Origin of the sequence: Acetobacter cibinongensis (assembly GCF_000963925.1) — a bacterium.
In the GTDB taxonomy this organism is placed as follows: domain Bacteria; phylum Pseudomonadota; class Alphaproteobacteria; order Acetobacterales; family Acetobacteraceae; genus Acetobacter; species Acetobacter cibinongensis.
In genome coordinates this window covers 1-13,506 of sequence record NZ_BAMV01000035.1, presented here as the reverse complement: position 1 = coordinate 13,506, position 13,506 = coordinate 1, and the positions used below count along the sequence as shown (strand labels likewise).

The following is a 13,506-nucleotide window of genomic DNA, read 5'->3' as shown; positions in this document are numbered from 1 at the left end:
CTTTTAAATGGTTACATTTTCGGGGGGCACGTCATCACCAATACGGACATCTTCAACAGCAACGTCGCCGTTTATCGTTCGGATCATGCTGCCAGCAAGGAAGCAGGCGCCAATATATGTATTGCCGTTTGCATAAGTAATTTGAAGCGGATTTTTAGCTAAGTCCTGAGAATCAACTGCGTTATTATAAGTACCTGCAGGAACCTTTGCTCCATCTGCAATGGTTACTGTATATTGTGCGACCTGTGTCTTGCCATCACTACCAAAGAGGATAACAGTCCGTGAGTTTCCTCCATTATCTGCAATCGTATATCCTGAAACAGCGGCTACAGTATTGTGCAGTTCTATTGTGTCTTTAGTAGGATCATAACCCGTGATTGTCGTTCCAGATAGATTTAAAAATACTCCTCCACCATTTAATACTAAAGTCCCCCCTCCTGTCGTAAAATTAATAGTGATTCCTTGAAGCAGGCTGATTAGCTGAGTATTACCGTTATATATTCCGCTATAGCCAATGTTGATGGTAGAACCACTCAACGCACCCGCGAGTGATCCGCCTGAGAAAGAAGCGGTGCCACCGTAGATATCCATCGTAACGGCTGTAACAGCATTGACTAAAAAGTTAACTGACGTTGTGCCCCCAATTGTAAAAGCAGGTGCTGATAACGCAGACAATAGAATATTAATTGTCCCGCTTGAACCAGGAACAGAAACCCATTGCCCCCCCAAAATCGACACAATACTTCCGTTTGTTGCATCTGTTCCTGTCTGGATGTGAGACGCCAGGGGCCCATCTGGCACTCCAGTAAGAGTTTTAATCGTTTTTCCGCTAGCATCTTTAATGGTGATATTGGAATTACCGAACAAACCATCGGTGATAGTCCATGTTGTTTCGACTATCTTATTACCGTTTGCGTCGTGGATGGGGTTACCCTGCGTATCGAGTTTATACGTATAATAAGTACCAGCACTGCTCATGTTAAACTCCTCCCTTAATTCGTGATTTATGCAAAAAAAGTCAGTTAAATTTTTTCTGTCTGTTTGTATGTTTTTGTTGTCCAAACAAATTTTTTATGAAATAAAAATAAGAAGAATTTCATGAAGCAAGAGGAGCTTTGTCCGCTTGCGTAAATCACGAATTAAACAAACAAGCATTGTGACAAAAATACTCTTTCTTTCTAGGGAAAGAAGTCGAACGCAAAGCGCAAAATAGGGTATACCAGAGCAAGAAATTTTTTATAAGTAATTGATTTAAAATTTAAAATACTTTGATTGCGTAGAAATTCACTACGGGAAATCGAGCGGTACGAATACCGAGCGTTTACAGCAAGAAAGCTAATTGCTCACTGGCTCGAGGAGACTTGAGGCTGTCACCTGTATCGACAGACTCGCCGGCAATACTTCGGATCTTTTCCATTCGTCTTAAAGATATTACGAATAAAAATTAAAAGATTAATTCAATATACGACCATAGACCAACACACTCACTAACAGAGGTCGATTTATGCTCGTAGCACTCGAGGGTCTTGCTGACGTCGAACACGATCTAGCACGACAGTTGCATTTTGTGTTGAGTTCTGACTCTATGGATAACCATGATTCAGGATATGATGACTTTTGGTGCGTCTGTTGAAGAGGCGCTGGAATTATGGGTGCGTTTGCTTCGATCAGCCAAAGAGCAGATTGCTCGACTGTTTACACAAAAGCGTGTCGCGGATTCAGCGTGTTCTTTCCTGATGTTTTAATTTGCAATGATCCACGCAAACAGGTTGGATACGGGCAGAAGCCGCAGGAGATCCTGGTTCCTGGCGACAGCAGGCGCTTTTGGGGCGCGGGCGCTGGGATGCCGATGTCGTGAGCGATTATGTGATCGAGCATCTAGGCACTGAAGATGGCTTACTGGTCGTTGATGAGACCGGTTTCTGAAGAAAGGTCAGCCGTCATGCGGGGTCGGGCGGCAGTATACGGGATCTGCCGGCAAGATCACGAACTGCCAGATTGGGGTATTTGACACCTATGTATCGACGCGGGGCCATGCCTTTATTGATCGCGCCCTGTATCCCCCGAAAGACTGGACATCGAACCGTGAGCGCCTGCAGCAGACCCACATTCCCGATGACGTGATGTTTGCAACCAAACCGGCGTTGGCCTCGATGATGATCGAGCGGGGTATCGAGGCCAGCGTGCCCTTCCGCTGAGTCGCAGCAGACAGCGTGTATGGCGTCGGCGATGTGGAACGCACACTTCGTTGGGCAAGAATAGGATATGTCCTTGGCGTCAAAAGTGATTACTGGTTCGGGTCATGGGCAACAGACTCGCTGATTGCGGGAGAAGCAAAAAATATTGCTGCGGCTCTGTCAGAGAATGACTGGCGCCGCCTACCCGCCGCCCATATCCTCAGATGGTCCGTCTTTCGACGAACACATCAGGCCAACGCTATGCGCTCTCAATTACGACACAAAATGCAACTGTAGTGCTAGGCTCAGGACCTATTAATTTATTGGGGTAAGCGAGATGTTGTAATCCACAGGCTTACCGATGGAGGGTGGGCCTGTGCGTGATGTGTTTATGCTTTCTGAGAACCAGATGAAGCCGATTGAACCGTTTTTCCTCGCGCGCACGGAGTGCCACGCATGGATGACCGGCGTGTTCTGAGCGGAATCGTCTACGTAATCCGTAACGGTCTTCCGTGGAAAGACGCTCCGAGAGCGTATGGTCCGCACAGGACTTTGTATAATCGCTTCATCCGGTGAAGCCGCCTCTGTATCTTTCACAGAATCTTTATCGCCTGACAGAACAGGCTGGCCGTTCAAAGCGGCTGATGATCGATGCAGCACACCTCAAGTCACACCGAACATCGGCGTGCCTGCTTAAAAAGGGGCTTTTCCCCACCATATCCGACGTACAAAAGGCGGCCTGAACTCAAAACTCCATGCCCTGTGCGATGGACAGGGACGCCCTGTCCGACTTCATCTGACTGCAGAATAGGTCAGTGTCTTTAGAGGCGCTGATGTTCTGGTGACGGACTTGTCGGTCGAAACAGCAGAAGTCATCGGTGATCGAGATACGACAGCAATAAAATCAGACAGTCTCTAGCAGAACGGAACATCACCGCCTGCATCCCCCCAAGAAAAACCGGAAATCAAAACCACCATGTGACTGGCATCTTTATAAAAAGCGCAATCTACATCGAACACATGTTCGCAAAGCTAAAGGACTGGCGATGCGTTGTGGTCAAATACGACCGTTGTGCTCACACTTTCATGTCTGCAATCCATATCGCAGCAAGCTTCATCTGCTATCTTAAAGAATGAGTCCTGAGCCTTGTTCAATCTGATGTTCTATGCCTCAAGAACAACACTATCCTATACCGAATTTCGATGGATCTAAACAAATAGACAGAGGCTTTTCCCTGAGTAGGCCCTTCTCATAACTTAAAATCCGTCTTAGCTTGCCGACTGAAATAAATTTCCACTCATTCCGGTATAACGTTTGCGTAAAAATCAGAAACACCAAATCTGACACTCGGGATTACCCAAAATAGATAGACTTTTTGACCATGAAGTAACTCATAAAATCCGAGGTACCGAGAGCTATCTGATGGACACAGCAACAGCCAATCTCAGACAGATAGCGAAAGCCATAAAGTTCCCGGAAACAACTTTCAAACAAGCTGTTTTAAATTCTCCTTGTCATTTAAAAATCCATAAGTCCTAAGTAATGCTTCTTGAGTACGCGCTTTATTAAAAAAACTCGCTGTTATTTCTGCATTTTCAAGCATAGCCATAATATCTTTATCTTGATTTTCCACACCCAGCAAAGCCCGTGCAAGAGCATCGACTACCGGGTCATATTCTTCAGGCGAAAACCATAAGCCATTCCGACGGGTGGCATATTCGAGACCACCTGTTCCATGGTAACCAACTATTGCGCAACGTGAAGCCATCGCTTCTAAAGGTGAGAGAGCAAGACTTTCCATGCGGCTAAGCGATAAAAAAACTGTAGCTGACCCCATTTGTTTTGCCACCTCTTCTACAGAAAAATTTTCTAGCTTTATCCAAGGGATATTCGACAATTTTGGATATTTTAGTCTAAACATTATCTGTAAAAGATCACTGACTGCTGGAAGACCTGCTTGCGCGGGCCATTTACGAGGAGCCGTCAGAATTTTCATTTCTTTAACTGTCGGATAAAATCTCTCTCGGTCTATGAAAGCAGGAACAACATGGACCTCCTCGTTCTTGAAACCAATAATAGAGCACATATCGTATTTAGCTTCATGACTAGGAACTATCACCGCTTCAAATCCTGCATCTCGGTAATTTTTCGCAGTTAATTGATTCATGAACATATAGTACTGGTTCTGGCAAAAAATTACTTTTCGTGCGGATGTAGGTGTCAACGCCAAATCACGTAACCAACCGTTAAATGGTTCTGGAAAAACAAAAATACTATCGGGTGTGTCACTTAGCGCATCGGTTACCAATTCTTTATCTTGACCACTATTAAGCCATTCAGGAAAACCTTCCGGCTGGAAAACTCTAACATCATAACCATAAGACAGAAGAAGTTTAGCGTGTTGATAAGTCACCTTAATACCACCAGTGATAAGAGATTTTGAAAATGGATTAATAAAAATAATTTTCATTCTTCGATGCTTTATGGTTAGGATTTCTGTTGACATTAAGTCACATTATTATGTATGAAAATCAATAGAATTTTTCATCTTATATCAAAATTTTAGATTTCATTGTACTTGTCTGACAGCCTATTTTGACTACTTGGTGTATAGAAATTATTTGGTCGGCAATAAGAATAGAAACTTCAATAAAAACCAAATGTTGCTATCTGTTGTCCTTTTTCAAATTACCGTGTGACTGGAACTGCGGATAAGTGATGGTTATCGCCCCACAGACATTTACACTAAAATTTTAAAAGACATATCGAAACCGGATTACAAAGCGTGAACGGAATTTCTCCAGTTGTCTTCCAGCCTGAATACTCACATGCTCTATCTTATTGATTTTTATTACTACTTTCTCCTTACTGTCCTAATCCCCACACAAGTCCTTCGTAGAAAAAGAAAGTTTTCTCTTCCTACGATTAACAACCAGTTCTTAGTCTCCCAGAGGAACCACTCTCTAAGTCTGCAATCTCCGGCCGGATGCATGTGTGCCCGGCCAGGCAAGGCGTTAAAAGGGAGCATCTACGTGGCGACTTAAATTATTGGTTAATTAAGCAGATTTTACCAAATTTTGCTTTGCCTGATTGTTCTTGAGGTAAGGGCCTGCAGCACAAATGGTCACTGATAGGATGCCCATTTCACCATTGGACAAATGGTCACCCAATGGAAGCTCTGCATTACCACCTGTCCACGCAACACCATCCCAAGTCTTGTCAGTATGCCACCCAGTAGGTTTTTCAGTAGCAAGGTGTGATGTAATATTGAACTGCTGTTTTGCACACAGCAGACGAACCTCTCCAACAGCAACCCCCAAATAACGTCGATCATCTACAAACGGTCCGATCACGTCATAAGGTCGGCTAGCACGTGAGACTATATTAACTGATTTCGTGTTCGCTGGAAGCATGAAGCTATATTGCTGCGCATTTTGCCGCATTGGATGAATGATAGCGCCCGTATCCGTCACTAGAAGAATATCTGGATCATTATTGAGTTCCGGCTTTATTACAGATATCTAATTACCAGGATTGCAGTTTTTATGCCATATTGCGCGCCATTCAAGAGTGCGATAAAGAAGCTCAATAAACGCCAGATCCACGTTTTGTGGAATATTGGCACTAGGCTTATCTCCCCAATTTTGGACCACACCACTCAGGGCAGAGATTTTGCTTTCTTGAAGAAAAGAAGATCGGTTAACTGTATCCAGACAGCTTTCAGTAAGCATGCCGTCTGCTTTAATAATAGAATGCTGCTCCGTTTCCACGTGATAGTAATCGTAAGAGGAAATGGATTTGTCGTAATAGATTGATAATCCATTGACTAACATATGCACCGGAACAAATCGGTTCTTAAAAAATAGACAGTGTCCAGCCGTAATGAGCATGTCCTTGTAAGGAAAACATTGTCTCCAATAGCGTCCTTGACTATACGAACAGGCCAACCAGCTTCGTCATCAGACAGTTCTGCCTGCACCATAGTACGCGACTTGCCTACCCAGACGACTGAACGCGAAATATCCTTATTATTCTTCCAGTCGAACGCAACCACTGTGTCATTGATCTGAATATCTTCAACAGCAACATCTCCTTGAGAAGTGCAAATCATACTACCAGCAAGAAAAGAATTTACTTCAACAACACTCCCACGGAACATGTAATTATTTCTATTATATCCTCTTGCAAAATTAACATTTGCCAAAACAGCACCGCTCTGATCAACAATAGTTTTTCCGTCATTTCCCCACTGGAGATGGATATTGTTGTGTTTGTTAAAAATAATCTTATCATACGGCGAAAAATTATTTAATGTGAGACTGCCACTTTCAGCATAGTTTGTTATAATCAACGTATTAAACGTATTTTTATCAGAAGCAGCAAACGTAATAGAAGCTTTTAACATTCCAACAGTTAAGGTACTTCCCTTTGCAAGGATGACATTCTTTCCTGTCAATGTTCCATCAATTACAAAATTTTTTGTTTCAATAATAAGTGAACCGTTATTTACAACAGTGTTATTAACTTTAAGATAGCCATTTCCTCTCAAGGTGACGCTTCCATCAACGGTCATATTGGTAGAATCAAAACTAGTATGAAGAGAATTATCTTCTTTTTCCCAAATATATTTTTCCAAATTAATGTTCAGCGTAATGGGTGAAGATGTCCCATCAAGCGCAATTTCATTATTATTATAGGAACGCCTCCACTCTCCACTTTGGCTTATCACTATCATTTTCTAACATCCTAAATTTACTTAACTACAAGAAACCTGCTTCAGCCATAAAATCTTCTCAGTTTTATTCCACGGAAAAATTGTTAGGACAATAAAAACAATCTTAAAAACAGGGAAATTCTAATATTTTTGATTAGGCTGACACTTGCATTTTTCTCGTTAGTGAGAGCGGAAAGCGCTGGAGTAATGTATTTGTCCAAAGATAGGCCATATCTACCCATACGCTTGAATCTATATAGGTTTGTCCAGAAAACCTTTACGCAGCCTGGCCCATCAATGGCTGCTGCGTAGGTCGCTTTCCATTTGCGGATCAACCGGAACTTTCGATCAATGGTAATGTGGAATTTATGACCAAAGAACGAGATGGCAAGATCTGTTAAGAGGATCGTCTCTTCCTCCTGCCACTTTGCTTTGATAAGCTTGAGTGTTCCGCGCATATGGTGATCTTTACGAGATAACTTTGCTGGCGTGGCCTGCTTGTCCGTGGGATCTGCCCAACAGAAAATCTATCTTATCTATACTAAGATCGAGCGTCTCCGAAATGGCTACCAATGTTGCGTCCAAGATCCGGCCATACATCGGCAGATAAGCGATGTTTCTCAAATTGGCGCCAAAGTGATTGAACAGAAATTTAATCGCCCCATTTAAACCAGTCGTTCACGGGGAACTACCGGATCGTTTTTGCATCAGCCACACGATCCGACAACCCCATCTCCGGAAAACGTATGATGGAGAGTCGATCGTTCAGTAAGTATTCCATGCTTCCGTTAGACAGACTGTTCAGAGTCTTGATCATAAAAACTTTGAACATCAACACTGGGGCGAACAATGGCCATCCACCCCTGCTCCCGTCTTAAATGCCGGTGCCTTGTCCAAATGTGGGAGGAACACCTCAAAACCTACAATCCGAAAAAGCGCTTCGAGTTGATCACCAAGCCTTTGCCATCCTCTTTATCTGCTGCCAGCAAATAAGGACCGGAAGCCAAGATCTGGACGCTCAGCAGACGCAAGCCGTTTTCATCGATCTTACCCAAAGGAAGGGCAGCAGAACCATTCGTCCAGCGGCAAGACGCTTCAAGACCATACCAACCGGACAAATCATCCTGCGTCAGGTGGGTATCAAATGCTTTTGAAACATTTCCGTCAAACAAACTGACTTGACCAACCAGAACGCCCAATGAGCGACGGTCATCAACAAACGGACCGATGACATCACTCGGGCGGCTGCTACGGGAAACAAGATGCACTGTCTCCACACCTGCAGGCAGCATAAATGTTGCCACATTCCCTTGATGACGAAGAGCCCGGATAACCTCACCCGTTTCTGTCACAAGATGCAGGTCTGCCTCAGAAGTTAGGGCTGGAGCTTCGATCGTCTGCTCAAAACCAATCTCTGTAGACCGAGCCTCCAGAGTGCGGAACAGAGGTTCAACTGTCCCCCGTGTAACAACAAGTGCCGCAGCACCGTCTGTCTCCCAGTTCCGTTCTGCCTGTTTCTGGCCAAAGCGCACTACTGTTCCATCCTGACGGAAGGTAGAACGATTTCCCGTGTCCAGATAGCTTTCCGTAAGCATTCCATCTGCACGGATCACGGCATGCTCTTCCACTTCAATGTGGAAATAGTCATAGGACGTGATGGAGCGATCATAAAAAATGCTCCGGCCATTAACCAGCATCCGAACTGGCACAAACTTGTCCTCAAAGAACAGGCTATGCTCTGGCGTAATCAGAAGGTCTTTATAAGGAACGCCGTCAGCAATTGCGCCAGCTTTCACCCGCACCGGATATCCAGCATCCACATCAGCAAGGTCAGTTTTGACCTCCATGTGCTTTCTGCCAGTCCAGACAACAGATTTTACTACCTTACGCTGTTGCTGCCAGTCCCAGGTAGTAACATGATCCCCAATCAGCAGGTCTTCCACTGCAACCTCGCCAGACGGCGTGGAGATCATGGAACCAGACAGGAAGCAGACTTCAAAAACCACATCCCCGCTGCCATCCGTCGCCGTTGAGAGCGTGAAGCCATAGGACTGGACGCCTTTAATATTCAGCGTGATGGTCTTGCCGCTGGTCAGTGTCAGGACAACCTGATCGTTATTCGGATAGCTGATGCCATCTGTCTTCACGTCAGATGCCTTGACGCCCGCAATTTCAATCCCGTCAGAATTGCCAGCCTTTACGCCATCAAAGCCGGCAATAAGCGTATTGAGCGTACCACCATTCTCAAGCCCGGTGACAATCAGACCAGTGTTGGTGCTGCCATCCATCACAACCGTGCCACCGGCAGAATTGTTGATCGTAGCGTGACCACCATTGCTAAGCGTCATCGTGCCAGACAGAACGCCACCTGGAGAAATAGTAGCAGAACCGCCAGACATAACCGTTAGGTCGCCAATTCCCGCGCCGGTCTTAACGACAGCAGAACCGCCGTTATTAACTGTTGTATCTGCAACAGTTGCAGACTGGCTCACGGTCAACGTACCGCCGTCATTAACCGTAGTATTGCTGACAACACCGCCACCATAAATCGTGGCAGACCCACCGTTATTGATTACGGCAGATACAGCAGACCCGGCTACCTGATTAGATACAACCGTCAACCCACCGCCGGAGCCTACGATTGTGCCAACGGCGTTGCCCGCACCTACGCCCTGAGTGCCACCTGCACTCAGTATGGCACCGCTGGTCACGCCGCCATCATTCATCCAGATGTGTGCACCGGCACCGGAAACTACTGTATTCAATGCCAGGCCATTGGAACCTACAACTTCCTGGCCGCTAGCCTGAACCAGCGTATTGCTGACAGTCGCGCCGGCCTGAACGTATTCATTCCCACCGCTACCAACAATTGTGCTGGTTACCTGCGCGCCACCACTTACATACAGGTTACCATTCACTGTTGTGTTGGAAGCCTGACCGCCACTTTCGACAACAGCCTTACCGGATGCCTGAACGGCTGCACTAACAACTTTACCACCGTCAGTAACTGTCAATGCACCGCCAGCACCAACTGTCGTTGAAGTCGCAACAGCGTCTCCGCCAGCAAAGCTGGAACCTGAAGTGCTCCACGGTGTATCATCTGGCCAGTATTTAGCAGAAACCGTACCAACTGTCTGGCTGGCGCCATTCTGGATAGATACGGCAACCGTCTTACCACCATTGGTCACATACTGGTTTGCACCATTCGCAAGGATCGTGTCAGAGGCAACACCACCTTCAACGTGCTCAACACCACCAGCGCCAACGCTTGTCGCCTGCGTTACACCGCCAGCATAAACAACGTCATAACCAGCAGAGGCAATGTTCAGGGCATTACCAGAACCGCCTGCAGAGATCAGGATGCCACCACCCTGTGCGGTTACAGCAGAGGCAACGCCCCCACTCCCAATGGCCGTCCAGCCATCCTGCACCTTGCCAGAGAGAACTTCACCACCATCATGAGCGGATACGAAGCCGCCGCTCTGGGTCGTGTTATTCAGAACAGTCCCTGTTCCAGCAACGTTGATACCACCACTGGTAGTAAGAACCGTATTGTAAGCCTGTGCTCCAGACGCAAGACCCAGCGTACCGTTTGCAGACACAGCAATACCGGAAACAACACCACCCTGGTCTAGCAGGTACCCCCCAGAGTTAAGGGTGACACCCGTTGCTGATGCACCAGCAGATATCGTTGTCTGAGCGCTTGTGATACTACCGCCCGACAGTGCGGCACCAGAGGTCACTATACCCCAAGCGCCGCTCTGCGTGGTGTTATAAGCAACTGTACCAGCACCATCAACATTCAGGCCAGCAGAAACGCCCAATACTGCGTTATAGGCTGTAGCGCCAGACGCAAGACCCAGTGTACCGTCTGAGGAAACAGTAATACCAGAAACAACACCACCCTGGTCTAGCAGGTAACCTTTGGATCCAACCCTCACGCTTGCTGCAGAAGCACCAGCAGAAACAGTTGTTTGACCATTCAGGATGCTGCCACCGGATGCATAGCCACCGGAACGCACTTCCATCCAGCCGCCAGAAATTTGGGTATTAGAGGCCTGACCAGCGCTCCCGACAAAAGCGTGACCAGAAGATTGGACTATGACATCAACTGTTGTACCACCAGCGATAGCAGTTACTGAAGCACCCGAGCCAACTACGACTAAGGAAACAACACCGCCACTGCTGGCAATAACCTGACCGTTAGACGCTATGGTCCCGCCGGAAACTAAACCGGCATCAGCTAGAGTACCTGAAATTGTCCCGTTAACATCGGCTTTCAAAAAACCGCCAGCAGAAACAACCGTGTTGCCACGGACTACACCACCAGAATTCAGCGAAATACCACCGCCGTTTCTAGCTATCGTGTCACTTGCAATGCTACCAGCAGAAACCTGAAGACCACCACCATTGCTCAACGTCAGGCCAGAAACTGCGCCGCCTTTAGCATAAACGCAGGCATAACCGCTAACGGTACCCCCATTAATCTGGGCGCCAGAAGACAGTAGAACCTGACCAAACCTGTTCTGAGACTGATTGCCGGTAAGAGTCAGATTGGTTTCAACTGAACCCGACAACGCATTGAGCGTAGTACCATCAACGGTACTATCGCTGATTACGCCGCCGGAGAGGTTATCCGTGGTCAGGCGAAGGGTTACGTGGGCTGCGGAACCCGCGTTCTGCAATGTCGTTGCGAGGTACCCGCTGCTCAACAGGCCGCTATTTGTAACTGACCCGCCACCGGAAAGGTAGAGACCAGAAACAACGCCACCGGATGCAATAGCAACGACAGTAGCGTTCCCTACAGCGTTAGAAAGGTTATAGGCAGACGCCCCAGCTGCAATGTTAACGCCGCCGTTTGCAAGCGCAACACTGCTTACAACGCCACCACTTAGCGCATTGATTTGTGCATTGTTTGCAAGCGTACCACCAGAGACTAAACCTGCATCTGTTACCGTACCTGAAATTGTTCCGTTAACATCGGCTTGCAAAGAACCGCCAGCAGAAACAACCGTGCTGCCACGGACCACACCGCCAGAATTCAGCGTAATGCCACCGCCTTTTCTGACTATTGTGTCACTTGCAATGCTGCCAGACGAAACTTGAAGACCACCACCATTGCTCAAAGTCAGGCCAGAAACTGCACCACCATTAGCATAGACACAGGCAAAACCGCTAATGGTACCGCCATTAATCTGGGCACCAGAAGATAGTTGAACTTGACCAAACCTGTTCTGAGACTGATTACCAGTAACGGTCAGGTTATTTTCGACTGAACCACTATAAGCATTCAGTGTAGTGCCATCAATAGTACTGGCATCAATAACACCGCCAGCATAGTTACCTACAGTCAAAGCAGCTGTGACACTTGTCACATGACCATAGTTATTTAAAGTCGCACTTAGGCTACCGCGATCGAGACTGCCACTGTTAACAACAACACCACCACCCTGCATATTCAGGTCATAAACCTGACCACCTGCAGAAATAGTAACATTCGCAGTGTTGGGCGATACGTTATAAGCATATGAAACAATACCGCCACTATAAACATTCAATACCGAGTTAGCATCCATACTAAGGTTTGCACTGGTTATACCAGACTTAACGTCCCACTGACTCATTTTTTACCTCGCTGACTGAAAAAGAACCCCAAAAAAAACAGAAAATATTTTTGGGCACCGGCTAAATTTTCCAAACCCTACTTTGTTTGGTTTTTCCTACTTTGTTTGGTTTTTCTTAGAGTTAGGTTGTTACTGCGTATTGCGCGTACGTCAATCGTTTTTTTGACCGAAAATCTCAAACCCATAAAAACATCAACTGACACATAGTGTTGGGCTTTGGTTACCGTTTGAAATTCTTAACATTCAGTGGAAAAGGGCCGAAAATGGACTCGGTGTTGCGATAAACGAAACATTGATAAGCTGGGTAACGCTAGGCCCTGTTAGGGCTTGGGGACAGTCTACTGCTACTGCCACGTGGATGGCCGCGAGGAACGACTTTGCTGTTTTTTCGTATCTGATTGCGACAGCGCGCCACTCCCTGAGGAGAGCCAAGAGGTTCTCAATGAGATGCCGATACCGATAGGCCCGTTTTAGGCAGGCGACCGACCCATCCCATCGTTTCTCGGGAATAGCCGCCCGGGTTCCCATGTCCCGTATCCGTTCAAGAAAAGCGTTCGACGCGTAACCCTTGTCTGCCACTACCTACAAGGGAATATCAGGAAGACTGTCGAGCATGGCTGGCGCCAATGCGAGTTCATGGGCTTGGCCGGGGACCAACTGAAAATCGAAGACTTTTCCGTCCAACAGCAATTACGCAAACTTTTGTGCTATAGTCACCACTAGAACGGCCAATTACTTCACGGTGGTTTTGCTCTTCGAAAGAGCCCCCTTTTTTAGGCTACCGCCGCCTTGTGGTGAGCCCTGATGTTCGTACCATCTAAACTCGGGACCTATTAATTTATTGAACTGAGCGAACGGTTGTGATTCACAGGCTTACCGATGGAAGGTGGCCTTTGAGTAATGAGTTTATGCGGCCTGAGAGCCAGATGAAGCGGATTGAGGCGTTTTTTCCTCTCGCGCACGGAGTGCCACGCGTGAATGACCGGCGTG

General features: G+C 46.7%; 6 protein-coding genes and 3 pseudogenes. 3 read left to right on the top strand and 6 right to left on the bottom strand.

The window, feature by feature from the left end; genetic code table 11:
• Positions 1–3: 3 nt before the first annotated feature.
• Positions 4–978, bottom strand: coding sequence for a hypothetical protein (locus Abci_RS12820; protein WP_181015855.1), 975 nt, complete (start codon positions 976–978; stop codon positions 4–6).
• Between the two features lie 617 nt (positions 979–1,595).
• On the opposite strand from Abci_RS12820, the pseudogene Abci_RS12815 reads away from it, so the two are divergent.
• The 3 genes and pseudogenes from Abci_RS12815 to Abci_RS14415 form a co-directional block, all read left to right on the top strand.
• Positions 1,596–2,387 (top strand): annotated as a pseudogene (locus Abci_RS12815) (IS701 family transposase); the annotation flags it as partial.
• Positions 2,388–2,633: 246 nt separating this feature from the next.
• Entirely contained in the window at positions 2,634–2,753 is a 120-nt protein-coding gene (locus Abci_RS14070; RefSeq protein WP_084597675.1) for a transposase, read from the top strand.
• A 327-nt stretch (positions 2,754–3,080) separates the two neighbouring features.
• Positions 3,081–3,314 (top strand): hypothetical protein, encoded by a 234-nt coding sequence (locus Abci_RS14415; protein WP_146806965.1) that lies wholly within the window; start codon positions 3,081–3,083, stop codon positions 3,312–3,314.
• Positions 3,315–3,664: 350 nt separating this feature from the next.
• Here the strand turns inward: Abci_RS14415 and Abci_RS12805 are convergent, their stop codons facing one another.
• The 5 genes and pseudogenes from Abci_RS12805 to Abci_RS14395 all read right to left on the bottom strand — a co-directional run bounded on the left by Abci_RS12805 (position 3,665) and on the right by Abci_RS14395 (position 13,095).
• Positions 3,665–4,648 carry a glycosyltransferase family 4 protein gene (locus tag Abci_RS12805; protein ID WP_048839573.1) on the bottom strand — a complete coding sequence of 328 codons (984 nt, stop codon included), beginning with the start codon at positions 4,646–4,648 and terminating at the stop codon, positions 3,665–3,667.
• Positions 4,649–5,234: 586 nt separating this feature from the next.
• Positions 5,235–6,913, bottom strand: a pseudogene (locus tag Abci_RS14475) (Hint domain-containing protein).
• A gap of 202 nt (positions 6,914–7,115) precedes the next feature.
• A pseudogene (locus tag Abci_RS14235) lies at positions 7,116–7,849 on the bottom strand (transposase); the annotation flags it as partial.
• Positions 7,813–10,920 (bottom strand): Hint domain-containing protein, encoded by a 3,108-nt coding sequence (locus Abci_RS12785; RefSeq protein WP_244877689.1) that lies wholly within the window; start codon positions 10,918–10,920, stop codon positions 7,813–7,815. The pseudogene Abci_RS14235 and the gene Abci_RS12785, both read right to left, overlap by 37 nt.
• A gap of 1,839 nt (positions 10,921–12,759) precedes the next feature.
• Positions 12,760–13,095: a transposase gene (locus Abci_RS14395; protein ID WP_219810313.1), complete on the bottom strand. Its 336-nt coding sequence runs from the start codon at positions 13,093–13,095 to the stop codon at positions 12,760–12,762.
• Positions 13,096–13,506 lie beyond the last annotated feature (411 nt).

Excerpts from the sequence above, each read along its gene's own strand:
- Abci_RS12820 (WP_181015855.1), bottom strand. The coding sequence starts at position 978 with ATGAGCAGTGCTGGTACTTATTATACGTATAAACTCGATACGCAGGGT.
- Abci_RS12805 (WP_048839573.1), bottom strand. The coding sequence starts at position 4,648 with ATGAAAATTATTTTTATTAATCCATTTTCAAAATCTCTTATCACTGGT.
- Abci_RS12785 (WP_244877689.1), bottom strand. The coding sequence starts at position 10,920 with ATGGAAGTGCGTTCCGGTGGCTATGCATCCGGTGGCAGCATCCTGAAT.
- Abci_RS14070 (WP_084597675.1), top strand. The coding sequence starts at position 2,634 with ATGGATGACCGGCGTGTTCTGAGCGGAATCGTCTACGTAATCCGTAAC.